The 24,558-nt window shown below is 46.5% G+C and carries 19 protein-coding genes; 13 read left to right on the top strand and 6 right to left on the bottom strand.

The genetic code is table 11. The features are described 5' to 3' along the window. Positions 1-168: 168 nt before the first annotated feature. The 3 genes from QUB26_RS06440 (at position 169) to QUB26_RS06430 (ending at position 2,519) form a co-directional block, all read left to right on the top strand. On the top strand, positions 169-324 hold the full coding sequence (locus QUB26_RS06440; protein WP_333291453.1) for a hypothetical protein: 156 nt from the start codon (positions 169-171) through the stop codon (positions 322-324). Positions 325-539: 215 nt separating this feature from the next. Then, positions 540-1,274 (top strand): phosphoadenylyl-sulfate reductase, encoded by a 735-nt coding sequence (locus tag QUB26_RS06435; RefSeq protein WP_333243888.1) that lies wholly within the window; start codon positions 540-542, stop codon positions 1,272-1,274. Positions 1,275-1,541: 267 nt separating this feature from the next. After that, positions 1,542-2,519, top strand: coding sequence for a class II fructose-bisphosphate aldolase (locus QUB26_RS06430; protein ID WP_333243885.1), 978 nt, complete (start codon positions 1,542-1,544; stop codon positions 2,517-2,519). A 177-nt stretch (positions 2,520-2,696) separates the two neighbouring features. On the opposite strand, the gene QUB26_RS06425 is transcribed toward QUB26_RS06430, so the two are convergent. Then, positions 2,697-3,557 carry a Uma2 family endonuclease gene (locus tag QUB26_RS06425; protein WP_333243883.1) on the bottom strand — a complete coding sequence of 287 codons (861 nt, stop codon included), beginning with the start codon at positions 3,555-3,557 and terminating at the stop codon, positions 2,697-2,699. Positions 3,558-3,933: 376 nt separating this feature from the next. Here QUB26_RS06425 and QUB26_RS06420 point away from each other — a divergent pair, with 376 nt between their 5' ends. After that, on the top strand, positions 3,934-6,144 hold the full coding sequence (locus QUB26_RS06420) for a Tex family protein (RefSeq protein WP_333243891.1): 2,211 nt from the start codon (positions 3,934-3,936) through the stop codon (positions 6,142-6,144). A 184-nt stretch (positions 6,145-6,328) separates the two neighbouring features. Here the strand turns inward: QUB26_RS06420 and QUB26_RS06415 are convergent, their stop codons facing one another. Then, positions 6,329-7,576, bottom strand: a complete 1,248-nt coding sequence (locus QUB26_RS06415; protein ID WP_333243880.1) for an MFS transporter — start codon at positions 7,574-7,576, stop codon at positions 6,329-6,331. A gap of 532 nt (positions 7,577-8,108) precedes the next feature. On the opposite strand from QUB26_RS06415, the gene QUB26_RS06410 reads away from it, so the two are divergent. Further along, on the top strand, positions 8,109-8,681 hold the full coding sequence (locus tag QUB26_RS06410) for a Uma2 family endonuclease (protein WP_333243877.1): 573 nt from the start codon (positions 8,109-8,111) through the stop codon (positions 8,679-8,681). A 293-nt stretch (positions 8,682-8,974) separates the two neighbouring features. On the opposite strand, the gene QUB26_RS06405 is transcribed toward QUB26_RS06410, so the two are convergent. After that, positions 8,975-10,054 carry a PIN/TRAM domain-containing protein gene (locus tag QUB26_RS06405; protein WP_333243874.1) on the bottom strand — a complete coding sequence of 360 codons (1,080 nt, stop codon included), beginning with the start codon at positions 10,052-10,054 and terminating at the stop codon, positions 8,975-8,977. Positions 10,055-10,429: 375 nt separating this feature from the next. On the opposite strand from QUB26_RS06405, the gene hemW reads away from it, so the two are divergent. The 4 genes from hemW (at position 10,430) to QUB26_RS06385 (ending at position 14,607) form a co-directional block, all read left to right on the top strand. Next, positions 10,430-11,773, top strand: coding sequence for a radical SAM family heme chaperone HemW (hemW, locus tag QUB26_RS06400; protein ID WP_333243871.1), 1,344 nt, complete (start codon positions 10,430-10,432; stop codon positions 11,771-11,773). 227 nt (positions 11,774-12,000) lie between these two features. Continuing rightward, positions 12,001-12,219 carry a hypothetical protein gene (locus tag QUB26_RS06395; protein WP_333211550.1) on the top strand — a complete coding sequence of 73 codons (219 nt, stop codon included), beginning with the start codon at positions 12,001-12,003 and terminating at the stop codon, positions 12,217-12,219. A 155-nt stretch (positions 12,220-12,374) separates the two neighbouring features. Further along, positions 12,375-12,647, top strand: a complete 273-nt coding sequence (locus tag QUB26_RS06390; RefSeq protein ID WP_333057596.1) for a DUF1830 domain-containing protein — start codon at positions 12,375-12,377, stop codon at positions 12,645-12,647. Positions 12,648-13,041: 394 nt separating this feature from the next. Beyond that, complete coding sequence (locus QUB26_RS06385) at positions 13,042-14,607, top strand: FAD-dependent oxidoreductase (RefSeq protein WP_333317171.1); 1,566 nt, start codon at positions 13,042-13,044, stop codon at positions 14,605-14,607. Between the two features lie 121 nt (positions 14,608-14,728). Here the strand turns inward: QUB26_RS06385 and QUB26_RS06380 are convergent, their stop codons facing one another. Together QUB26_RS06380 and QUB26_RS06375 are read right to left on the bottom strand one after the other, a co-directional pair. After that, a complete protein-coding gene (locus QUB26_RS06380) occupies positions 14,729-14,869 on the bottom strand; it encodes a hypothetical protein (protein WP_333317169.1) in 141 nt (46 codons plus the stop codon). Between the two features lie 76 nt (positions 14,870-14,945). Next, a complete protein-coding gene (locus tag QUB26_RS06375; protein ID WP_333317167.1) occupies positions 14,946-15,815 on the bottom strand; it encodes a lipid kinase in 870 nt (289 codons plus the stop codon). 228 nt (positions 15,816-16,043) lie between these two features. Between QUB26_RS06375 and QUB26_RS06370 the strand changes: the two genes are divergently transcribed. After that, positions 16,044-17,360, top strand: a complete 1,317-nt coding sequence (locus QUB26_RS06370) for a HEAT repeat domain-containing protein (protein WP_333317165.1) — start codon at positions 16,044-16,046, stop codon at positions 17,358-17,360. Between the two features lie 112 nt (positions 17,361-17,472). On the opposite strand, the gene QUB26_RS06365 is transcribed toward QUB26_RS06370, so the two are convergent. Continuing rightward, complete coding sequence (locus tag QUB26_RS06365) at positions 17,473-20,874, bottom strand: PAS domain S-box protein (RefSeq protein ID WP_333317163.1); 3,402 nt, start codon at positions 20,872-20,874, stop codon at positions 17,473-17,475. 612 nt (positions 20,875-21,486) lie between these two features. Between QUB26_RS06365 and QUB26_RS06360 the strand changes: the two genes are divergently transcribed. The 3 genes from QUB26_RS06360 (at position 21,487) to QUB26_RS06350 (ending at position 24,519) form a co-directional block, all read left to right on the top strand. Next, positions 21,487-22,461 (top strand): LysR family transcriptional regulator, encoded by a 975-nt coding sequence (locus QUB26_RS06360; RefSeq protein ID WP_333317160.1) that lies wholly within the window; start codon positions 21,487-21,489, stop codon positions 22,459-22,461. Between the two features lie 215 nt (positions 22,462-22,676). Beyond that, positions 22,677-23,741 carry an anthranilate phosphoribosyltransferase family protein gene (locus QUB26_RS06355; RefSeq protein WP_333317158.1) on the top strand — a complete coding sequence of 355 codons (1,065 nt, stop codon included), beginning with the start codon at positions 22,677-22,679 and terminating at the stop codon, positions 23,739-23,741. Between the two features lie 172 nt (positions 23,742-23,913). Then, complete coding sequence (locus tag QUB26_RS06350; protein WP_333243849.1) at positions 23,914-24,519, top strand: molybdenum cofactor guanylyltransferase; 606 nt, start codon at positions 23,914-23,916, stop codon at positions 24,517-24,519. Positions 24,520-24,558 lie beyond the last annotated feature (39 nt).

Below are 24,558 nucleotides of genomic sequence, written 5' to 3'. Positions count from 1 at the left end.
CGTCCAAAAAGGACGGGCGGGACGCCCATCCCACAATAACAATTAAAATTGTAAGTTATTTAATTCGCGATCCTTATTTAATTAATGAGACAAGTCAAATTTTCGGATTGTAACAATGACATTTAAATAATTTTATTGTGTGCGATTTATAATTGGGGGGCAAATTCAATGGATCGCGCGACAGTCCCATTTTACCCAGTAGAGGAGTTTTGGGTTCACCAAAACTCCTCTACTGGGCGATCGCCATCCTTGAGCTTGATTGTGGGCCCAGCCGAAAAGACTGCTGCAAGATGCGGCCAGTCGATTTTAGATTTTAGATTTTAGATTTTAGATTGACGAAATTGAAGAGATTGAAGAAAGCGACCTCACTGATAAACCCAGGGGGCTGGCGATGAGCATTCAAAGCTTTTTTTTCGCTTCACGGATGAATCCGGGGGCCCCGGACGACATGGCTTGATTGTCAAATTAGTCGGAGAGAGAGAGACGGCGATCGGCTATAATAAAGGGCTAGAGGAAAAGAACACCGAAAACCCGAAAATATGGTTGCCATCCAAAGAAATCTCAACATTGCCGCGCTAGAAGCAGAATACAGTCAAAAAACACCGCGAGACATTCTCAAATTTGCCCTAGAAAATTTTGACAATATCTCCATTTCTTTCAGCGGGGCTGAAGATGTAGTTTTGATCGATATTGCCTCAAAAATTACCAAAAACTTCCGCGTTTTCACCCTAGACACCGGACGATTGCACTCGGAAACTTATCAGTTTTTGGATCGAGTCAGAAAACATTACGGCATTAAATTAGAAGTAATGTTTCCCGATGCAGCAGAAGTACAAGCCCTAGTAGAAGAAAAGGGATTGTTTAGTTTTTATCAAGACGGTCACAAAGAATGCTGTGGCGTGCGGAAAGTCAAGCCGCTGCGCCGCAAACTGAATACTCTCGATGCTTGGATTACCGGTCAGCGCAAAGACCAAAGTCCCAGTACCCGCAACGGTATTCCGGTTATTGAAGTTGACACTGCATTCTCAACTCCTGACCATGAATTAATTAAATTCAACCCCTTAGCAAACTGGTCTTCGGCAGAGGTTTGGGAATACATTCGCGCTTTGGATGTGCCTTACAACAAGTTGCACGAACGCGGTTTTGTAAGCATTGGTTGCGAACCTTGTACAAAGCCGGTATTGCCGAACCAACACGAACGCGAAGGTCGCTGGTGGTGGGAAGAAGCGACCGTAAAAGAGTGCGGTTTGCACGCTGGAAACGCACAAACATAGTTTAAATAACTTAGTAGTAAGGTGCGCTAGGCGCACCTTAGCCAAGAATAAATGCACTTTACAACATAAATAGTAGCGGAAGAATTCGCAATTAAAATAAACAAAAATTACGCTGAGCTTGCCCTTGAACTTTGATATAATGCTCGACATAACAATAAATAGTAGCGGAAGAATTCGCAATTAAAATAAACAAAAATTACGCTGAGCTTGCCCTTGAACTTTGATAGAATGATCAACATTCAGAAAAGTTTTTAAAGCAGGTACTATATGCTCGCGTCAACTAGCGAATTGCTGAACACGGCCTTGAGAAATGGTTATGCGATCGGCGCTTTTAACGTCTACAACCTCGAAGGAGTAAAAGCCGTCATTAATGCCGCCGAAGCGCTGCACAGTCCTGCTATACTGCAACTTCACCCCAGCGCCCTGCCATACGGAAAATCGCCTTTAGTCGCGCTGTGCATGGAAGCGGCCCGGAAATCTTTAGTGCCGATCGCAGTACACTTAGATCACAGCACCTCAGAAAAAGACATTCACCTGGGCCTAGCCGCCGGCATCAAATCAATTATGGCAGATGGTTCTTTTTTGCCATACGAACAAAACTTAATATTTAGCCGGGAAATGACTAAATTATGCCACGCTAACGGTGCGGCAGTTGAAGCAGAAATCGGCAGAATTAGTGGCAGAGAAGACGGTTTGACAATCGAGGAGAAAGCCGCAAGAATGACCGATCCCGTAGCAGCAGTAGAGTTTATCAAAGAAACGAAGGTGGATTTTTTAGCCGTAACAATTGGTAACGTTCACGGCAAATATTTCAGCGAACCGAAACTGGATTTTCCGCGTCTGGCAAAAATCCGGGCTGCTGTTTCAGTGCCGTTAGTGATGCACGGTGCTAGCGGTTTGCCGGAGTCAATGATTCATCAATGTATTCAATTCGGGGTATCTAAATTTAATGTGAATACGGAAGTTCGCGAAGCTTATATGGACGTGTTAAAAAGTAGCATTTCGGAGGCAGATCCGGATTTGTTGGAAATAATGGAAAAAGCTATCGATGCCATGCAATCGGTGATTTCTGACAAACTGCAACTTTTTGGTTCTGTCGGTAAAGCTTATTTGCATCAATCTCCCTACAGGGATGAGTTGACCCCAAAGAGTATCAGCAACAAGCAAACCAGCCGCAACCAATCAAGTTTTGATCAAATGTTAAAGCCTGTGTATAGTGAGGCTTTCAGTCTGATGTTGAAGTAAAAAAAATTAAAGTCCTGACTGCGAACCAGTTTTTATATCATCTCGGATCGAGTGACCGCGATTAAAAGGGCGGGTTTTTGAGATTGTCAATTATTGGCAGATATTTTTCGTGAACCCGCCTCTACCTTATTAGGGGTAATCAACCGGACATAATATTAGTCAGGACTTCAGTCTTCTCTAACCGTTTAAAAATCGATCGGGATCGATGCCAGATTCCCGCAGTCGCCGAATTAAAGACTGCAATTGAGCTTCTGCTTGTTGAGCCCTAGATTCCGCTGACTCGGCCCGCTGCCGTTGCTGTTCCGCTTCCGTCAGAATCCAATTGCCATCAACATCATACCAGCGCAACCACAGTCGATCGATTCCTTGAAACTCTCCTTGCCACAAACCCAAGCCCAAACTTAGGTCAGGAATCCACACTCGCGACTCGGGCAATTCTAATTCTTGATAGTGTCCGCCCTTCAATTCAAACACTCGCAATTTGTTAGTATAGCGGCTGAAAACGGCATAAATAGGAACCCGCAAAATTTGCTCGTAAACCTCCCATTTTCTAGGCGGTTCCTCCTTCGTCTCCCGATCCAAAACTTGCCCGTTACCCGCAGCGTTTCCCGACTGAGATGGCAACTTTTCCTCATCGGTATTGTCGCCTAAATCTTCTTTTTCCGTTCCCGGCGAAAGCAGTTCTACAATGACAAAAGGATTCACGCCTTCCTGCCAAGTAACATAACTCATCCGCAGTTCGGAGCGATCGTAAAGTCGGGGAACTCCCACAACTCCAAACCAATCCGGCCGCTTGTGCCACAGAGTGTGATGCACGTCATAATAAAGGTTCATGTCGGTGCCGCTAAATATCTCAGAAGCCGGATAATTCCGAGGTCGAAACGTCAGACTCAACAACTGCGGCTGCAAATCGTGAAATTCGTCAGGCAAACCAGGTTCCTCCGGGTCTTCGCTGGGTAAATCGTACATCGTCGGCAGCGTTTCTCTGGGCGATCGCGGCGGATCGGTTTGCGGCACAGGATATTTAAAAGGAAACATATAATATTGAGAAATGACTCCATTTATGCTAACATCATGGGAACATCCCAATGATGCTTTCACAGGAGTGCAAGCCGGAGAGCTAGAAGCGAGAGATATCGGCTTTGCCGTGCGAGACGATCGCACTCCTAGAAAACGATTTTAACAAAATTGGGACAATCCCTTTTCTTGCTCTATTCTGTGAAGTTAATCTAAAATCTAAAATCTAAAATTGACCAAGAATTTGTTGATGGTACAAGCCCTTGAATTTATCCGTGGAATCAATCCAAAATCTAAAATCTAAAATCCTCACGCCCCCGAATTGATCTCGCGCAAGTCAATCCAAAATCTAAAATCTAAAATCTAAAATCGAATGACTGATCCGAAATTCTGCACTATGATCGACATTCCTCAACTGATTGCTCAAGAACTTTCCATTAATCTGTCTCAAGTCAATAATGCTCTGGAACTTTTCGCCGAGGGAGCAACTATTCCGTTTATTGCCCGCTACCGCAAAGAACGCACGGATTTGCTGAATGAAATTCAGTTGCGGGATATCTCCGATCGCTTCACCTATTTGACGGAAATAGAAGAGCGCAAAAAGTCGATTTTAGATACGATTAGCTCTCAGGGGAAACTCACTGAAGAACTGCAATCTAAAATCGAATCTTGTTTGCAAAAAAACGAACTAGAAGACCTTTATCTGCCTTACAAACCCAAGCGACGGACGCGAGCGACAATTGCTAGGGAAAAAGGTTTGGAACCGCTGGCGAATTTTATCAAATCTCTGAACTTACCGACGGCTAAACCAGCAGATTTTGAGGCGGAAGCAGCTAAATACATTTCGGAAGAAAAGGGCGTTAAAACAGCAGAAGAAGCTCTCAAAGGTGCTGCGGATATTTTGGCGGAAGCGGTTTCGGAAAAAGCAGAATTGCGGGCTTATTTGCGAGAATTTTTGATGAAAACAGGAGTTTTTGTCTCGAAAATTAAAGATGATTTCCCGGAAGGAAGCACTAAATTTGAAATGTACCGCAATTACCAAGTTGCAGCGAGAAACGTTCAATCGCACAATATGTTAGCGCTGTTTCGCGGGGAAACGGAAGGGGTTTTAGATTTGGAACTGGCTTTTGATGAATCCGCAGTGATGGCTTATTTGGAAGCTCAGGAAATTAGAACTAGGATACCGGAAGTTAAAGAGTTTTATCGATCGACTTTGAAGGATGCCTTCAACCGACTGATGAAGACTTCGTTAATTACAGAAGTACGATCGCACAACAAAGCCGTCGCCGATATCGAGTCCATTGCCACTTTTGAAACCAACCTCCGCGAGTTGCTGCTGTCGGCCCCGGCGGGAATGAAACCGACACTGGCGATCGATCCGGGATTTCGCACGGGGTGCAAAGTTTCCGCCCTCGATGAAACCGGGCAATTTTTAGAATATCAAGCAATTTTCCCTCACCAAGCGGCCGCTCAGCGACAACAAGCGGGTAAAATTGTCAAGCATTTAATTGAAAAATATAAAATTGAATTAATCGCGATCGGCAACGGTACAGCTTCCCGCGAAACAGACGAATTTGTTTCGGAAGTTTTGGCCCAAATGGACAGGAAACCGATTAAAGTCATGGTGAATGAATCCGGTGCATCGATTTATTCAGCAAGCGATGTGGCGATCGCCGAATTTCCCGATCTCGACATCACCGTTCGCGGCGCAGTCAGCATCGGACGGCGCTTGCAAGACCCCCTCGCCGAACTCGTGAAAATCGACCCGAAATCAATAGGAGTCGGTCAATACCAGCACGACGTTGACCAAAAACTGCTCAAAAAGAAACTCGACGAAACAGTCGAAAGCTGCGTCAACTATGTCGGAGTTGACTTAAACACAGCATCGAAAGAACTGCTGACATTTGTATCAGGAATGACGGCAACAGTTGCCAAAAATATAGTCAATTACCGCAACGAAAACGGCGCATTTAAAAATCGCCGCCAACTGCTGAAAGTTCCCAAACTCGGGCCCAAAGCTTTTGAACAAGCAGCCGGATTTCTCCGCATTCGCGGCGGCGAAAACCCCCTGGACAATACCGCAGTTCATCCCGAAAGTTATCCTGTAGTGCAGGCGATCGCCAAGGATTTAGACTTGCCGCTGACAGGAATAACACAAATATCGGAAAAAATCAAGACTGTAAATATCAAGAAATATGTCACAGAAAAAGTGGGTGAACCAACACTCCGAGACATTATTTCCGAACTAGAAAAACCGGGAAGAGACCCGCGAGCCGAGTTTAAATATGCCACTTTCCAAGCAGGAATCAAAGAAATCTCCGACTTACAAGTTGGGATGGAATTAGAAGGCATAATCACGAATGTAGCTAACTTTGGAGCCTTTGTTGATGTGGGAGTGCACCAAGATGGTTTGGTTCACGTTTCTCAATTAGCCGATCGATTCGTTGATGACCCCAAACAGATTGTTAAAGTCGGACAAGTTGTGAAAGTGCGGGTTTTGGAGGTGAATGAGAAGTTAAAGCGGGTTAGTTTGACGATGAAGCTACAAGAAAAACCGCAACCGCAAAATGGCAATAGTGCGAGGCTTCCGGCCCCGCGCCGACGTTAAAAATTTGGGGGAAAGCTGAAATACTCACCGCGCCTTCAGGCCGGTGAGTATTTCAAAAATCTGGAACTCTCATAAATGCGTGAAATGAAATTCGTCTGAAAGGGCTAACCCAAGCGTATTGCTCTATAGATGGTCTACAACAGAGCAGTATTAATGTATGCAATATTGCTTTGGGAAACAGTCGCTAACCCCGTAATCGAGAGGGGACTTCCTGCCAGAATAGTGGGACTGCAATCAAACCAACTATCAACTGAATGCCACCAAAGATCGCAAGAGAAGGCCCAAATCCAAAGCGCAGTAGTTCTCCAAATATGATACTGCCTACACCAAATCCAGTAAAGAGAGTAAATACCTTCAGTCCCATCGTTTGGCCCAAATTGTTGTCATCTCCGAGATCGGTCACAATTCCGACAAACAACGGTTGAGTCAGGTCATACCCTAAAGACAAAATAAGAACTGCGATCGTCGTTCCTATTGGCGGAATCTCAAAAATCATTCCAATCCCAGCCACAGCAGCCATTACCAACCCTGCTGGAACGAGCCAACGCCGTCCCCACCGATCGACAGCTTGACCAATGAGAGAACTCAGCAATAAACCGGGAACGCCGTACCCAAGAATGTTTAACCCAATGCTCAAGGCATCCATGTTGTACCGTTGCGATAAATACAACCCTAGCCATGTATATACCCCAGAGTGGTAGATACCATTCCACAGAACATAAGCATATGTACGCTTTCCCCGAAAGGTGGCTAATATCTGGCTGTATCCCCTAAAGATGTGGCGAATAGGCGGTAATTTGGTGACTTTTGGTGTATCAAATAAAGAGCCGTAAGGATGAAGCCGCCAAAGCACAACAGCAGCAAGCACAGCAGTACCGAGAAAGAGCGATCGCCAACCTACAAATGGCTCAAGAATCGCTCCCCCCGCAGAGCCTGCTGCCATTCCCCCTTCCATTGCTGCAAACACCAATCCTAGCTTGGCACCTCGCTGATCAAACGGGAATAAATCGCCAATTAAGGCGAAGGTAAGGGGAATCACACCACTTGCTCCAATCCCGGTTAATAGCCGCCAGGTTGCCATCTGCGAAGCATTTTGAGCAGTGGCAGTTAAAGCCGTGAAAATGACAAAAAGAGCAAGCGAGATGCGAATAATAGACCATCGACCAAAGCGATCGGACAGGAGGCCGAAGAACAATGCCATCAGTGCATAGGACAGCATATAGGCTGGAACGATAAAGCCGATTTCCTGAACGGGAACATTAAAAACTTCAGCCAAACGTGGAATCAGGGGAGCAATCATATACCCCTGTAGAAAAATTAGCCCCGCCGCGATCGAAAGCCAGGAAAACAGGTCTTTATGCTGCTTTAGGCGAATCGCGGTATCGGCTGGTTCGGTATGGGGGTGATTAAAAGATTCTTTTAGTTTCGGCATGAATTTGGGAGATTTCAACTCATATCACATTTCACGGACGACTAAAATCTGAGAACTTAGCTGGAGTGCCAACGCCAACAACCAAAGCCCCTAGCCTGGTAAAAGCTTGGAGTACCTTCTCAACTCTGGAGGTTACAAATTTTGTAGCTAAGCTGTGGAATATAGCCCTTAATGTCAGGATAACTTGACAAATGTCATGATTTATACAAAAAGTGTATATTTAGATACAGAATTTCTTATAAGACTTATTAGTTCAGGTTATCAACAAAGCTAGGATTTACGCATTGACAGAAATCTTTTAATCCCACAAAGTTGTTTGTTTGATGGTTCTGCGATCGCATTCAATTTCCCCATGAATCGAATCTGTGGCGAGAAAACCTACACATTAAACAATACGCTGGGGATAAGAATAATCTGATTTCCTTTCACAAGTTTGCAACTCTCATAAATGCGTGAAATGAAATTCGTCTGAAAGCGCTAACCCAAGCGTATTGGGCTATAATTGTGTAATCCTCACCAACCTTAAAATTATATGGTTGCAAGTAAAAGCGACACCTACGTCTCTCCTGAAGATTATTTAGCAGGCGAGAAAGTCAGTCCGATCAAACACGAGTACAGACAAGGTGAAATCTATGCAATGGCAGGGGCAAGCAAAGCTCATGTCATCATTAGTGTAAATGCAGCAACTTTGTTGAGAAACCATCTTCGGGGAAGTGGCTGCATAACTTACATGGCAGACATGAAAGTTCGGAATGAGACATCAAATTTCTATTACTATCCCGATGTAGCGGTGAGTTGCGATGAACGGGACAGAAATACTGCTGAAGATTTCATTATCTACCCGCGCTTAATTGTGGAAGTTTTATCGCCAACAACAGCGGCTTTTGACAGAGGTGAAAAGTTTGCCGATTACCGTACTTCCGAAAGTTTGCAAGAGTATGTATTAATCAATCAAGAAAGAGTTAGTGTAGAGTCTTTTCGCCGGAATGCAGAGGGTTTGTGGGTGCTTTATCCTTACACTCAAGGACAAGAAGTTCAGTTTGCTAGCGTGAATTTTAGCTGTGCGATCGAGACATTGTATGAAGATGCGATCGGGATTGGTTGATTTTAATTACTCTAGAATCACTGATATTGATATGATTGAACCGCGAAGACGCTAAGGACGCGAAGGAAGAGAAAAGAAGAAGAAGCTGGTAATTGCTATTTTTTCTTGCTGGCTTTCCAAGTGCCACCGTAGAAGTAAAAAGGATTGTTTTTACTTACCGATTCCCAACATTTAAGACACAAAAAAAACCACTGCCCCGACTCGTCATACCGGGCGCGGTAGAGAGTCGGGGCAGATTGGGAACAACGATCGCAATATTTGATTCTGATTGCCCTGGCCATTGTTACTCAGTTTTAAACAATAACGGATTCTTGAGGACGGGCGAATATCATGCGGCCGGCGCTGGTTTGCAGGGCGCTGGTGACTACGACTCTGGCTTCGCCTCCGACATAGCTGCTTCCTGCTTCTACGACAACCATTGTGCCGTCATCCAAGTAACCGATTCCCTGAGAGGGTTCTTTGCCTTCTTTGCGAATTTTTAGTTCGATCGTATCTCCCGGCAAATAAGTCGGGCGCACCGCATGAGTCAAATCGTTGATATTCAAAACCGGCAGTTTTTGGACTGTAGCTACTTTCGATAAGTTGTAATCGTTGGTGAGCAAAATGCCGTCGATATCCAAAGCAAATCGGACTAATTTCGCATCGACTGTGGCAATATCTTCGTAGTCAGCCGAGTGAATTTGAATCCGTTCTGGATATGTTTCTTTGATGCGGTTGAGTACATCTAAGCCGCGGCGCCCGCGCACTCGCTTTTGATCGTTGGCGGAATCAGCTACCAGTTGCAGTTCTTGGAGCACGAATTGCGGCACGATAATTTGACCTTCGAGGAAACCTGTTTCTAGCAAGTTTTCAATTCGGCCGTCAATAATGCAGCTAGTATCGACAACTTTGGCAGTTGCTGGTTTGAAAGTACCTTCGGCTACCAACACCGTGTCAAAGCTTTTGGGGTTGATCAGTCGCAAGAAAGCGCGGCCGTGGGTGTCTGTTAAGCTGACGCCTGTGAAGCCGAACATGACGCTACCCAAGACTGCGACTAAAGGTTTGATGAAGCCGAACTCGCGGGGAATTGGCAGCAGGAATAGCGGAGCCAGCATTAAGTTTGCTACTAGCAGTCCGATGATTAAGCCGATCGCCCGCGTCAGCAGCATCTCCACTGGCATATCGCGGACTTGTTTTTCCAGGCGTCGATAGGTTGTTTGAGCCACCAATCCCATCACGAAGCCGATTAATGCTCCAAAGGAACCTAGTACAGAACTTAAGCCTTGTATATTTGTAACTTGCAGCAGGAGATTGCTCGGCAGGAGTTCGACTCCGTAATAGCCGATGCCTCCGCCTGCGATTATGAATGAGATTATTATGATTGCGTCTAGCATTAGTTCTAGGTTAATGAATTTATTCCTATTATATCTTTCTAGTGCTGATACTTGTTTTCATGCTTTGGTCGGATATCGCTATATTTGCTGAGGGATTTTTATAAACTTATATTTACCCGTTGTACCCTTTGGGGGATGTGCCAGGGAGCCGATCGGCATTTAGCGCGCCCCGCCGCCAGCAGGCACGAGGTGCGAATAGACCGCGCTGCGGGCTGTTGGGGAATTTTGGCAGATCAAAACGGGTACGAGGTTAAATTAAAAGAGCCGATCGTTCGCAGCGCTTTTTTGGTAAGAAAATGTCATAATATACATAATTATTCATGATTGTTTAATTAAAACTTTAGATTTGAAGTGGCGCTTTCGGCTTGAGATGTAATGAACCCTCCCACAGATTATTTAACATTTGAATTAAAAAAAAGTGTGCAAGCGACAAATTCCGGCATTCCCAGTTCGGCTTACCTGCATATACCTTTTTGTCGCCGCCGCTGTTACTACTGCGATTTTCCGGTTTTTGTGGTGGGCGATCGCAAAAATGGCGAGAATTCCGGCACAATTGTGCAATATGTTGCTGTACTGTGTCAAGAAATTCAAGCAACTAAAAATTTAGGCGCATCTCTGAAAACAGTTTTTTTTGGTGGTGGCACGCCTTCGCTGCTTTCTGTCAGTCAGTTGAGCAATATTTTAGAGACTCTCGACGGCAAATTTGGCATTGCTGCTGAGGCGGAAATTTCTATAGAAATAGATCCGGGTACGTTTACTTTAGAACAGTTGCGGGGATATGCAGCGGCGGGAGTAAATCGAGTTAGTTTGGGAGTGCAAGCTTTTCAAGATGAATTGCTGCAAGCTTGCGGGCGATCGCACTCTGTCGCTGATATTTTTGAAGCAGTAGAAATAGTGCGATCGGCTGGTATTGTCAATTTCAGTTTAGACCTAATTTCGGGACTGCCACACCAAACTTTAGAACAGTGGGAAGCTTCCCTGAAATCGGCGGTGGAAATTAGCCCGACTCACCTGTCGAGTTACGACTTAATTGTTGAGCCCTTAACTGCTTTCGGGCGCTACTTTGAAGCAGGCGCGCAGCCGCTACCAGCAGATGAAACCGCTGCTGGTATGTACCGTTTGGCGCGGGAAATTCTGACCGGTGCTGGCTACGAACATTACGAAATTTCTAATTACGCTCGATCTGGCTATCAGTGCCGCCACAACCGCGTTTATTGGGAAAATCGTCCTTATTACGGTTTGGGAATGGGGGCGGCGAGTTACGTGGAAGGCCGGAGGTTGACTAGACCTCGCAAAACTCAAGAATATTATCAGTGGGTGCGATCGATCTCTGGCCTCAATTCCCCTGCTACTCCACAAATTGGGGGGGAAACCCAGCATGATATGTACCCAGCAATTGAGCAAAATTTTCAAGTCTCAGAAAATGACATTTTGCTAGAAACGCTGATGCTAGGTTTGCGTTTAGCAGAAGGAGTTAGCCTGTCGGCGCTGACTGAAAAGTTTAGTCAGCAAACGGTTGATAAAATTTGGCGTTGTTTGCAGCCCTACTGGCGGCAAGGATGGGTAGAAATTATCACTGCGGATGGGGCGATCTCAAATTTAGGCGAGGCCGCGAAACTGCCGCTTTCGGGCAATTTGAGGTTGAGCGATCCCGAAGGTTTTTTATTTTCTAATACAATTTTAGCCGATTTGTTCAGCAACTTAGGCGAGGATAATTAGCTCTGTCTCAGGAAGTATATCCCCCGGCAAGCGCGATCGACCCTAAAGCCGTGGCCGCCAATGCGATCGAAAGGAAATTCAATTGCTCCCTAGCTCGATCATCTCAAAAATAATATATTTTCTATCGATCCCTAAACAAATCTTAAAGGTGAACTAAGCCTTGAGATAGACGCCACGACTGCACTCCAGCCGTCATACTTAAGACTGAACATTTAAAAAGTAATTTAATGAACACTTTAACTATCGAGCGCAACCAAACCCAAAAGCAGCCCAGCCTTGTAATTAGCGAGCGCGGGTGCAATCCGGCTTCCAAGTGTAATTTTTGCGGTCACTACCAACAGGCAAGAGGTTCAGTTGGTCACTGTCAATTGTTGAATGCACCTGTTAAGGGAGGATGGAAATCTTGCACTTTAGCAATGCCGGCTTTTGCACCTTCTTGGGAATAGGGGGAAGGCGCTGATGTTTTCCCGGAGAAATTTATTAATTAACCCAAAGAATGTAAAAAAAATGTATAAAAAATTATGTTTTAACTGGGAATATGCTATAATAAGCTTAGGCCTTTTGCCACTCGCTCGCACCATTGCACAAACAAGTTAAAAAGATGAATTTGACACTAAATCAGGTAATTTCCGAAGGTCATACGCGCATTTTGTGTTGGTATCTAAATAATACTAGCAAAGTGCAAATCGCTCGCATTACAAATATTCCTAATTGGTATTTTGAGCGGACAGTGTTTCCGGGGGAACGTTTTTTGTTTGAAGCGTTGCCGGAAGCTCAGTTAGAAGTTTGCAGGAGTGCGGATACGGGTGGTATAGTGTGCGAGCGAATTTTGTGCGATCGGCTGCGAGTTGAAGAATTAAGCACCGCTGATTGAAGATAATTCCCCAGACTTACCAACGAGAGGTAGAAACCCGGTTTTTTTTCAGAAACCGGGTTTCTTTGTATGATTATAAAAACTCGGTTCGCGATCGCACTCCCAACCTCATAAACCCGGTTGATTCCTAGATTTCTCGTTACTAAGCCCAAAATTCGTAGAAACTCACATCTTGCACCATTCTCGCTTAACAGGCAAGATGCCTGTTCCACAAGAAAATCTACTCTTTGTGGAACATGCATCTTGCCTGTTCCTAAAAAGCTTATTGACAGTGGTGCAACATCTTAGTATAAACCGGCATTCTCGCCACCCCATGCGTCAGCCCTGAAACTGTCGGAAATGTGAATCTAAGCTAAATTATAAAAAATCCACCACTCTTCAATCCTAAAACCCGATGTCCCTCACCGAACAAATCCTCTCCCAACTGCCACGAGACGCCCTCGGAGGCCTGAGAAAAGTCGATCGACTCTGGGAAAACCTCAAACAAAACACCGCACCAACACCCCAAGCAGTCAAACACAGCCAACAACCCCTCGAAACCCTCGACTTCGACATAGTTATCGGCGGCGGAACCCTAGGAATATTAATCGGTACAGCCCTAGCCGTGCGGGGTTGGCGAGTAGCCTTGATAGAACGCGGCACCCTGCGAGGCCGCGATCAAGAATGGAACATTTCTCGCAAAGAATTAGACGCATTCTTAGAACTAAATCTGCTATCAGTTGAAGAGATAGAAAAAGCCATAGCCACCGAATACAACCCAGCCCGCATCAGCTTTGCCAACACCCCAGACATTTGGGTGCGCGACGTACTCAACATCGGAATAGACCCAGTTTACCTCCTAGAAACCCTGAAACAGCGATTCCTCCAAGCTGGAGGAAAGCTATTTGAAAATACACCATTTAAAACAGCAACCATTCACCCAAATGGAGTCCTTGTAGAATCGGCTAACACCGATACACAACCTGCTACAAATTTATTTAAAACCAGATTATTATTAGACGCAATGGGACATTTTTCGCCCATTGTCCGCCAAGCTAGACAAGGGAAAAAACCCGACGCCGTATGTTTAGTAGTCGGTAGTTGCGCTCAAGGATACCCCAAAAACGACACCGGCGATATATTTGCATCCTTCACCCCAATGCAAAATCAGTGCCAATATTTTTGGGAAGCATTTCCAGCCAGAGACGGCCGCACCACCTACTTATTTACCTACATAGACGCCGACACAGAAAGATTCAGTTTAGAAACATTATTTGAAGAGTATTTGCGCTTGCTTCCCCAATATCAAAACGTCGAACTCGAACAATTAAAATTCCAAAGAGCACTCTACGGATTCTTCCCCTGCTATCGTCAAAGTCCTCTCAAAACGTCTTGCAATCGCCTACTCCCAGTCGGAGACAGCAGCGGTAGCCAATCTCCCCTCAGCTTCGGCGGTTTCGGCGCAATGGTGCGTCACCTCAAACGCTTGACTTTAGGAATTGACGAAGCTTTGACAAGCGACAGTCTCGACAAAAATTCCCTCGCACTTTTGCAACCCTACCAGCCGAATCTATCTGTCACCTGGTTGTTTCAGCGTTCGATGAGTGCTGCGATGAATCAGAAAATAGACCCAAATCAAATCAATCAACTTTTGGCTGCCGTATTTCAGGTTATGGAAGAGTTGGGAGAACCGGTACTCAAACCGTTTCTTCAAGATATCGTGCTGTTTCCGGCTTTGTCCCAAATTCTGTTTAAAACAGCAATTAGCCATCCCGGATTAGTTATGAAAATTATCCCGCAGGTAGGAATAACTAATTTGCTCGATTGGATGGTTCATTATGTAAATTTAGGAATTTATACGGGATTGCAGCCTTTGGGGAAAGCCGTAGAACCGCAGGTGAAAAATTTAGCACCGGAACAGCAATACTATTTTCACCGATTAGTTGAAGCGTGGCAATATGGCGCTGGAGGCGATTATTAAGTGATAAATTGTGGCACGGGCATCTTGCCCGTGGCTAATATCTGAACAGGCAAGATGCCTGTTCCACAACACAAGATAATTTATTGATTAATTAATTGTGGCACGGGCATCTTGCCCGTGGCTAATATCTGAACAGGCAAGATGCCTGTTCCACAACATAATTATATATGAACAGGCAAAATGCCTGTTCCACAACACAATATAATTTATTGATTAATTGTGGCACGGGCATCTTGCCCGTGGCTAATATATGAACAGGCAAGATGCCTGTTCCACAACATAATTATATATGAACAGGCAAGATGCCTGTTCCACAACATAATTATATTAGTTGTGAGTCATGAAGGAGCTATAACTGCTAAAGCTTGGGGAATCACTCGGAATTTTGCAGGCGTGTAAGTTGTGATTTCACCGTCAGTATTAATCGGACGGCGTTTGCTAGTATTAACCTCAAATTCTTGAGCGTACAAGGCGCGAACGTTAGGCGAACTGGTATAATTTCCTTGCCTCATAGCCGGCAGCAAACCAATGATTTCCCACCAGTGTATTGTTTCCAAACTGTACAAATCCAGTCGCCTGTCGTCGATGGTGGCATCCTCGGCAACTGTCATGCCACCTCCGTAATAGCGGCCGTTGCCAATGGCAATTTGAATAGTTTTAACCTTAAAAGATTGGTTTTTTACCTTAATTTCTGCTCGAAACGGTCGCGCTGACAAAATTGTCTGCAAAGCAGTAAAAGCATAAGCTAACACTCCCCAGCGCTGCTTCACGTTTTTAGTCAGTCGCTGGGTAATTTCCACGCTTAGTCCCAAACTCGCAACATTAAAAAAATGTTTGCCGTTAACCCAACCTAAGTCTATTAGCCGAACTTTACCGCTGGCAATTACTTGACAAGCTGCTGATAAATCTGTAGGAATTTTCAGAGTGCGGGCTAGGTCGTTAGCAGTTCCCATAGGCAAAATACCCAAGGGTAACTTGGTGTCTATCAAACCTTCTATGGCGGCGTTGAGAGTGCCGTCGCCGCCGCCGATTATTACTAATTCGACTTGATTTTGGTAGCGCCGAATTGTTTCGGGGATTTCGCGGGCGTGGTCGGTAGATTCTATAATTAACTCAAAACCCAGTGCTTCCAATTGTACAGTGGCTTGAGATAATAGCTTTTGCCCTTTTCGGGAGTGCTGGTTTACTAAAAGTAGAGCTTTCTTCATTTGTTAATTTTTAATTAGGAATATTGCGTATTTTAAATTACAAAAAGTATAGCTTGATGCCTTAAGTGCATGAAATTAATGCTTTACTTCCATTTTACCAGTTATGATGGATTGACAAAAATGTTAAAAAATGGATAATTGTAGCAAAAGATTGGTAAAAAGTAGCTCCCTCCGGCTCTGACCTAGCAGCAAAAAACCTCGCTTCTCGATCGCAACTAAATTAAAATCATGTCTAACTTTTTAGAACAAGCGCAAGTCGCTGCCGATCGCCAAAACTGGCCCTTGTTAGTTGAATGCTTGCAGCAAGTGACAGCCGACGGTAGCAAGCCGCAGGAAGAACACATTTTAGAGCAAGCTGTCAGTTTAGCAATAGAAGCCTTAAAATCGGGCGATTTTCAAGACCGTTGGGAAATTGCTAAAGTATTGCCAAATCTGGGAGATGGCGCGATCGCACCTTTAATTGCCGTGCTCGAAGACGAAGACGCAGACACCGAACCCCGGTGGTTCGCCGCCCGCATTCTCGGAAAGTTCGTGAAGCTAAGCTATCCCGTAGGGAATCGCCCGGAAGTGATTCAAGCTTTAGTAGAATTAGTCAAAAATTCCGACGAAGAATTGAGCCAAATCGCCGCCGAAACCCTAGGGAATTTCGGCCCGACAGCCATAGAATCCCTAGCAACTCTCCTACTCCAAGAAGACTCGCGACAGTTTGCAACAGCAGCACTCGCCCAAATTCGGCGCACCGAAACCATCCCACCGCTGTTGAGCGTAGTCGGAGACTCTCAAGTTGCGGTGCGGGCAGCCGCAATCGAGGCCCTGAGCAGCTTTCACGATTCCCGGATCCCCCCGGTACTGGTAGCAGCACTCAAAGATCCGGCGACAGCAGTCAGAAAAGAAGCCGTGCGAGCTCTCGGTGTGCGCGCCTATTTAGATGCAGAATTAGATTTAGTTAACTTGCTCAAACCTTTACTTTCGGATATCCGATTAGAAGTTTGTCAGCAAGCGGCGATCGCGATCGGGCGAGTGAAAACTGATGCTGCCGCGGCTGCTTTATTTGAATTGCTGCGATCGCCCACAACTCCGGTTGAATTGCAAATCGAAACTGTGCGCGCCCTAAGCTGGATGGAAACTGCAACCGCTTTAGCATATTTGCATCAGACATTAATGGCGCAATTTAATAACATAAATTCTACTGTTTGTCAAGAGATAGTCACTGTTTTAGGGCGAGTAGAAAAGCCGGAATTAAAAGCTGCTGCTGCTGAAATTCTGATTGATTTGTTGAAAACAGGTCATCCGGTTGTGCAGGAGGCAGTCAGCAAAAAATCTTTAGCTTTAGGTTTAGGAAAATTAGGAGATATGAGAGGGCTAGATACTCTGATTTCAATGTTGGGCGACGCAGACAGCAGCGTCAGGCTGCACTGCATGGCAGCGCTCAAACAGCTAGGTGCTGCCGAGGCGAGGCAGAAATTAGAAAGCTTAGTTAAGCAAGACAATCTCGAACCGAGATTGAAAAAAGGAATTGCGATCGCCCTGCAAGAATGGCAATAAAATTAAGAGCGGGCGGATTTACGGAGAACATTTAAATTTAGGGTGCGCCATAAGCACCTTAAGTAGAAATTAAATATTGAATTTTGAACTCGATAACTGAAAAATCACAACTTTAGCTCTGCTCAATTGGCAGTCGGACTCGGAAAGTCGAGCCGAGTCCTTCCCCAGGACTTTCGGCCCAGACACTGCCGCCGTGGAGTTCCACGAGATGGCGGACGATCGCCAATCCCAGTCCCAGCCCGCCGTAATTGCGCGTAGAAGTGCTGTCAGCTTGGCGGAAGCGATCGAACACAAAGGGCAAAAACTCCTTGCTGATGCCAATTCCCGTATCGCTGACAACGATCGAAACAGAGTGAACCGGAGACAGCCCAGACAACATGGCGCCACCCGCTGCTCCCGGTTCCCCATCCTCCGAGAGCGTAATTTCCACGCGACCCGACGGCGGCGTAAACTTAATAGCATTCGAGAGCAAATTCCACACCACCTGCTGCAAACGAGTAGCATCGCCCCTCACCAAGCTCACCCCTTCGCCACAAAAACTCACCAATTCAATTCCCCTAGCTTCAGCATCAGGGCTCAGCGTCTTCAGCGCCGTTTCTACAATCCGCACCAAATCCACCGGGAACAGCTTCAAACACACTTTGTTGCTCACAATCCGGGAAACATCCAGCAAATCCTCAATCATCTGAGTTTGCAACCGCGCGTTTCGCTCAATAGTCTCCAAACCCACAGCCGTTTTTTCGGCACTCATCTGGCGCTGCCGCAACATCTGGGCCCAGCCCAAAATCGCGTTCAGAGGCGTCCGCAACTCGTGAGAAAGTGTTCCCAAAAACTCGTCTTTAATCCGGTTGGCCTCCGCTGCTTCCCGGTAAAGCCGCGCATTGTCGATCGCCACCGCCGCATCCCGCGCCAAATCCTCCAGCAAAACCAAATCGCTCTCCCCGCAGCGGCGGCCAGACTCCCCGCACAGCAACGAAATCGCTCCCAGCGTCCGCCCACGAGCGATCAGCGGCACGCAGATTGCCGACAGTACCTGGGATTGGGCTCGCAGCACCAACTGCAGTTCCCTGTCCGGCACAACCGCCTCGATCACCCATTCCGGTATTTCTGGGTAGAGCTTCGACTCACCAGTCCGTAGCACCTTTGCTACTCCGTGCCGTCCCTGGGGGTCTAGTGGCATACGCTGATCGATTTGCCACAGCAGAGCGACTTTGCTCGGATCTGAGTGAGCAACTGCTTGCAAGCGGATCGAGCCGTCGGCATCGAGCAAATGCACACAGCACCAATCCCCCAGCCCCGGTACTGTTAAATCTGCCAAACCTTGCAGCGCCTCCTCGTAATCCAGGGAAGCCGACGACAGCAAAGCCAAAGCTTGAGCGTTAAAATAGGCTGTTTGGGCCGATCGCTGGCGATCGTCAATATCAGTACAAGTCCCGAACCATTTAAGAATTTTCCCCTCAGCGTCCCGCACGGGCAATGCCCTGCCCAGATGCCAGCGGTAAGCCCCGTCAGAGGCTCGTTTAAAGCGGTATTCCACCTCGTAAGTCCTCCCCGTCTGCACCGAGGTCTTCCAGCTTTCTACGGAATCTTCCACATCATCGGGATGCAGGGCTAGCTCCCACCCCCAGCCTTGAGTTTCCTCCAGTGTCAAGCCAGTATATTCAAACCAGCGCTGGTTGTAGTAGTCGAGCCAGCCGTCGGGTCTGGCAGTCCAAACTATTTGCGGGATGGCTTCAGCGAGGACGCGGTACAACTGTTCGCTGGCTTCGGCTTCGCGACGAGCGGCCTGTTCCCGCGCCAATGCCCAATTCCGCTGTTCTTCGGCTTCTTTGCGAGCGGTGATGTCGCTAATTACGCCGATCCATTTGCAGGGATTGCCTTGTTTGTCAAGCACTGCTTTGCCCCGATCGATCCAATGGAGCAAGCCACCCCGTTGGCACTGAACGCGGTATTCCTGAAAAAATGGGGCAGCAGAACTGTCTGGCGCACTCAAATACCGATCGACTGCGACCAAAACTCGATCGCGGTCGATCGGGTGCAAGATACTGTTCCAAGCTGCTCTTGTCCTCGGAAATCCGCCTTTTGCGTACTCCAAATGTTCGTCTACGTGACCGAACCACAGCACGATGTCGGTCTCGATATCCCATTCGTAAATCAAATCACTGGCACTTTCTGCTGCAATCCGAAACCGCTCTTCAGACTGTCGCAGCACTTCCAGAAACTTAAAGCGTTCAGTCACGTCCAAAACCAGAGACAGCACCGATACCAACTGTCCCGAATCGCTGTAAAAAGCCGAATTGTACCACTCGCAGTGTACCAACGAACCCCTCTTATTATAATTGCTGTTGCGAACTACATTGCAGCGATTTTCGGGTTTTTTTAAACTATAAATTGCAGATTCTACCTCTGACAAATCGCCCTTGGAAATAAAGTTCCAGTCGCTAAAATGCTTGCCTAAAACTTCTCTTTTTTCCCACCCAAAAATATTCTCGGCCGCCGGCGACCACCCGCTGAGACGAAAGTTTTCATCCCACTCAATCACCGCTAGGGGCGTATTTTCAAAATGAGAAGTGAGTTTTTGCAGCGCCTCGCGCAGGGATGCTTCTACTTGCTTTCGCCCCGTAATATCGCTAAAAGAAATAGCAATGCCGTCTCCCAATTTAACGGTCATAATCCGAAACCAGGCGACAATGCCTTCGTTGTTGTAATAAATCTCGGTTTCGAGGGGAATTCCTGTTTCTACAACTTGCACGTAACGGTCGAACAAATTGTTATCTTTATGCCCCGGCAGCACTTGCAGCAATCGCTTGCCGGTTAATTCGCCCGGGGTACGGTGTTGCATTTTTGCCGCTGCGGGATTGACGTATTCCCATTCAAAATCCACAATTGTGGATTCGTCGCGGATGCTGCGGAACACGTTAAAACCGTCTAGAGATAATTCCTGAAAAACGCGGAAGCGTTCTTCGCTTTCTTGCAGCTTGCCTACGGTGTCAAGCAGGAGATCCTCGACTCGCTCGCGCTGCGTTATTTCTGCAAGCAATTGCTGGTTAATTTGCTGGAGTTCGGTTGTGAGGGAGGGGACGGAATTTGTAATATCAGAGTCGGCTTGCAGTCGATCGACCTTTTCAGATTCCAACGCCGTATTTCCTGGAAAAGAGGCCGCCCCAGCCAAAGCCAACACTTGAGGAACCCAAGGTCTCAGGGACGCTACAGCCCACAAAGAGATGATAGCGGTAACGGGGGCGATCGAACTTGACAGCCAGTAGCTGGGGTGCACCAGCATCCAAACTTGCATCAAGTAAGTTGTCCCGCCCCAGAAAAACCAGGCTCCCAATAGGATAAACCCCTTGCTCAAAGGCACGTCCCGCTGCTTCCGGGCATAGTATGTCAGAAGTGCTGGAATTGAATAATAAGCCAAGGCAATTAACACATCGCTGACCACCTGCAGTCCCATCAACTGGGGTTGCCACTGGCAACAGCCATCTTGCGGAATAAAATTGTGGTTAAATGACATAATCTTAATAAAGAGCAGCATTTCGGCTTTCCTGTGCGATCGAGCTTAGTTGCACTTGTGTTGCTGACCCGCTAATTTCTAGTTTATACACAAAAAAACATAAAACAAAAGTGACTTTAGTCCGGGGAGGAAAGTTCACAGCAGGCTTTAACCTGCCTGAAATATTTGTCCATTTATTGAGAGGTTTAGGGAGAGTGAGATACTATAATTCCCAAGGAGGTACGAAATTAAATGCTATCTTTTGAATTCACAACTTACGGAAAAACAGAGCAATTGAGCGCACTTGATGAAGGGATTACTAGAGTGCCGTTCATTGAAACGGTTTAGCTAGCAACTGGCAATATTCGATAAATTCATCTTTATTGAATCTATTTTTTGATAAGTTTGCAGATTCAGAAATCCCTTCAACATAGGAGAATCGACCTCTACTTGGAGGCTCAGAAATCCTGCCGGAGCAGATTGATGCTTAGAGCGCAGCATCCCCGCCTCTGGCGCTGGAATCAAAACAAATCTGTACCTGTATCAAAGTCTACTAAATTCTGCTACTACATCGGTTAATGTCACAGATTATCTTCCACTAAAATTTCTGAAACCATCTCGAATTAAACATCCATGCGCTTAGAGCAGCTTCAAGCATTTCTTTCAGTTGCTGAAACTGGTAGCTTTCAGCAAGCGGCCCGGAAGTGTGGCGTTACCCAATCGACTATTAGCCGCCAAGTGCAGGGATTAGAAGCGGAAGTGGGTTTGTCGCTGTTTCACCGCACGGCCCACGCGAAACTGACTGTGGGAGGGGAATGCCTACTGCCTCACGCTCGCAAAATCTGTCAGACTTGGCGAAATGCTGCTGAAGAATTGGGAGACTTACGGGCGGGAAAGCAGCCGGAACTCTGCGTGGCGGCGATTCATTCGGTTTGCGCTGCTTATTTGCCACCTGTGCTGCAAAAGTTTTGCCGCGACTATCCAGACGTACAATTGCGGGTGACTGCCCTCGGTAGCGATCGAGCTCTGAAAGTCCTCAAAGACGGTTTGGTGGACATCGCTGTGGTGATGAACAACCGCCATTTTACTCAAGCCCCGGAAATGTTGGTTGAGGTGCTCTACAATGAGCCGATCGAGGTGTTGATGGCGGCGGGTCATCCCCTGGCCCAGTACGAACGAGTACCTTGGCCGGAATTGATTTGTTACCCGCAAGTGGTGTTTAAGGATGGGTACGGAATGCAGCGGATGGTGCAAGAACAATTTGGACGCATCGGTGCTAAACTTCATGCTGTTTTGGAACTCAACACTCTTGATGCTTTTCGGGGTGTGGTGCGACAGGGAGAGTTGATTGCTTTGCTGCCGCATTCAGCTTTGGTGGAGGCGAAGGGCGATCGTACTTTAGCAATTCGGTCGATCGCCCCAGAGCGCTCAAATTCCAAGGTTTCGACGATCGGTCAATTGGCAGCAGATCCGACTTGGACTCGCGAAGTGGTGTTGGTGACAACTCACGATCGAATGCAAATTCCGCCGATCGCCCATTTCTGGAATCTGGTACGCGAATTTGTGCCGCCATTTGATGTAATCAACCTAGAAAAATCCGGGAGTTAATTCGCCAGTTATCATGTTTGTCTGTTGACTGTTGTCTGTTGTTTTTCTAATAACAACATGACTTACTTAAAAAGTGTTTTGACGCGCTACTTATAGCGGTAAGGTTCGCGCGGCGCACCCTACATATTGAGGTTATGCGTCCAGAACAGAACCAATAACCAATAACCAATAACCAATAACCAATAACCAATAATCAATAACCAACTTCACAAGTTATGAGTGACGCATTTAGAGAATTGCTGCGAAAAATTGGCAGCGGAGTACACACAGGAGAAAACTTAACTCGCTCCGAAGCAGCAGCAGGCACGCGGATGATGCTGCTGGGGGAAGCAACACCGGCTCAAATCGGAGCTTTTATGATTTCCCACCGCATTAAACGGCCCACCGGTGAAGAATTAGCCGGAATGCTTGATGCTTATGAACAATTGGGGCCTATGCTTGCCCCCCCAAACCGAGAAAAAGGGTTTGCCGTCTCTACCGTCGCCGTGTTTGGCGTTGCTTACGACGGGCGATCACGCACGGCTCCAATTAGCCCTTTAACAGCCCTAATTTTAGCCGCCTCTGGCGTCCCAACCCTCATGCACGGGGGGGATACAATGCCCACGAAGGAAGGCATTCCCCTGATGGAAATTTGGCGCGGTTTGGGAGTTGACTGGAGAAAACTGAGTTTAGAAAAAGTCCAGCAAGTTTTTGACAATACGGGTTTGGGTTTTGTGTACCTTCCCAAGCATTTTCCTCAAGCCGCCGCTTTAGTGCCCTACCGCCGCGAAATTGGAAAACGGCCACCTTTTTCGACAATGGAGTTGATGTGGTGTCCCTGTGCCGGCGATGTTAACGTCATATCGGGCTACGTCCACCCGCCGACAGAAGGTATGTTTCAAAAAGCCTTTGAGCTGCGGGGAATCAAAAATTATACCACAGTCAAGGGATTGGAGGGAAGCTGCGATTTGCCGCGCGATCGTACTGCGATTATCGGCATTGCTAAGCCGGATGCCGAGTTTGAACGACTGCTTTTGGCCCACGGAGATTACGGTTTTAGCAACACAAATCCGGCATTTGAATCAACCTCTGAGTTATTAAAACAAATGCAGGAAGTGTTGCTTGGAAAACCCTCAGAAGTGATGCAGTCCGCTATCTGGAACGGCGGATTTTATCTGTGGCGCAGCGGAGTTTGTTTGGATATAAACTCTGGTTTAATTGAGGCAGAAACTTTACTCAGCAGCGGTCAAGTCGTCCAAAAACTTGAGGAAATTAGCCAAGCCGTTAGTGTTTTTAGTTGAGAATGACAGTTGACAGTTGACAGTTGACAGTTGACCGTTAACTACTGACTACTAGACATCTCCAATAATTATTGTGGAACAGGCATCTTGCCTGTTCAAAACAGGCAATTCTTGCGATAACTACTGACTAATGACTACTGACTACTGACTACTGACTACTGACTACTGACTAATGACTAATCATAAAATTGCTGTAATTGTGCTTGCAGGCGGTCAAAGTTCGCGGATGGGTAAGGATAAAGCTTTGCTGGAAATTGAGGGCAAATCCCTATTGCAGCGGGCGTTGGAAGTTGCCGCAGTTGTAACCCCCGAAGTTTATGTTCTGACTGCTTGGCCCGATCGCTATCGATCGACATTAACCGAAACATCCCAATTTCTGGTAGAGTACAATCCGGGCTCCGGGCCCTTGGTTGCATTGACTCAGGGATTGACAGAAATAGCCGCCGACTGGATTTTACTGTTAGCTTGCGATTTGCCTTTGTTGGATGCCCAGATTATTCAGAATTGGGCAAGTCAGTTAACCGAATTTCCCCCATCAACTTTAGCAGTTGTGCCTTATCAAAATTCGCGCTGGGAGCCTTTGTGCGGCTTCTACCGCCACCAATCTCTGCCCAGCTTGCAAAGTTTTATTGACAAAGGTGGACGTTCCTTTCAAGTGTGGTTAAATCAAATTCCCGCAATCCCTTTACCTGTAGGGGAACGAGAAGCAGTAATGTTATCGAATTGCAATACATTAGAAGAGTTTGAGCAATTAAAAGGTAAAATGAGTAACTGTTGACTTTTGACAGTTGACAGTTAACTGACTAACTACTAATTA

Source organism: Microcoleus sp. B4-C1 (assembly GCF_036705285.1).
GTDB lineage: Bacteria > Cyanobacteriota > Cyanobacteriia > Cyanobacteriales > Microcoleaceae > Microcoleus.
The sequence above is the reverse complement of the archived record's forward strand: the minus strand, read 5'-3'. Positions and strand labels throughout refer to the sequence as shown.

What these genes read in the sequence shown, in the direction of transcription:
- QUB26_RS06440 (WP_333291453.1), top strand. Translation starts at nt 169, where the DNA reads ATGGATCGCGCGACAGTCCCATTTTACCCAGTAGAGGAGTTTTGGGTT.
- QUB26_RS06435 (WP_333243888.1), top strand. Translation starts at nt 540, where the DNA reads ATGGTTGCCATCCAAAGAAATCTCAACATTGCCGCGCTAGAAGCAGAA.
- QUB26_RS06430 (WP_333243885.1), top strand. Translation starts at nt 1,542, where the DNA reads ATGCTCGCGTCAACTAGCGAATTGCTGAACACGGCCTTGAGAAATGGT.
- QUB26_RS06425 (WP_333243883.1), bottom strand. Translation starts at nt 3,557, where the DNA reads ATGTTTCCTTTTAAATATCCTGTGCCGCAAACCGATCCGCCGCGATCG.
- QUB26_RS06420 (WP_333243891.1), top strand. Translation starts at nt 3,934, where the DNA reads ATGATCGACATTCCTCAACTGATTGCTCAAGAACTTTCCATTAATCTG.
- QUB26_RS06415 (WP_333243880.1), bottom strand. Translation starts at nt 7,576, where the DNA reads ATGCCGAAACTAAAAGAATCTTTTAATCACCCCCATACCGAACCAGCC.
- QUB26_RS06410 (WP_333243877.1), top strand. Translation starts at nt 8,109, where the DNA reads ATGGTTGCAAGTAAAAGCGACACCTACGTCTCTCCTGAAGATTATTTA.
- QUB26_RS06405 (WP_333243874.1), bottom strand. Translation starts at nt 10,054, where the DNA reads ATGCTAGACGCAATCATAATAATCTCATTCATAATCGCAGGCGGAGGC.
- hemW (WP_333243871.1), top strand. Translation starts at nt 10,430, where the DNA reads ATGAACCCTCCCACAGATTATTTAACATTTGAATTAAAAAAAAGTGTG.
- QUB26_RS06395 (WP_333211550.1), top strand. Translation starts at nt 12,001, where the DNA reads ATGAACACTTTAACTATCGAGCGCAACCAAACCCAAAAGCAGCCCAGC.
- QUB26_RS06390 (WP_333057596.1), top strand. Translation starts at nt 12,375, where the DNA reads ATGAATTTGACACTAAATCAGGTAATTTCCGAAGGTCATACGCGCATT.
- QUB26_RS06385 (WP_333317171.1), top strand. Translation starts at nt 13,042, where the DNA reads ATGTCCCTCACCGAACAAATCCTCTCCCAACTGCCACGAGACGCCCTC.
- QUB26_RS06375 (WP_333317167.1), bottom strand. Translation starts at nt 15,815, where the DNA reads ATGAAGAAAGCTCTACTTTTAGTAAACCAGCACTCCCGAAAAGGGCAA.
- QUB26_RS06370 (WP_333317165.1), top strand. Translation starts at nt 16,044, where the DNA reads ATGTCTAACTTTTTAGAACAAGCGCAAGTCGCTGCCGATCGCCAAAAC.
- QUB26_RS06365 (WP_333317163.1), bottom strand. Translation starts at nt 20,874, where the DNA reads ATGTCATTTAACCACAATTTTATTCCGCAAGATGGCTGTTGCCAGTGG.
- QUB26_RS06360 (WP_333317160.1), top strand. Translation starts at nt 21,487, where the DNA reads ATGCGCTTAGAGCAGCTTCAAGCATTTCTTTCAGTTGCTGAAACTGGT.
- QUB26_RS06355 (WP_333317158.1), top strand. Translation starts at nt 22,677, where the DNA reads ATGAGTGACGCATTTAGAGAATTGCTGCGAAAAATTGGCAGCGGAGTA.
- QUB26_RS06350 (WP_333243849.1), top strand. Translation starts at nt 23,914, where the DNA reads ATGACTAATCATAAAATTGCTGTAATTGTGCTTGCAGGCGGTCAAAGT.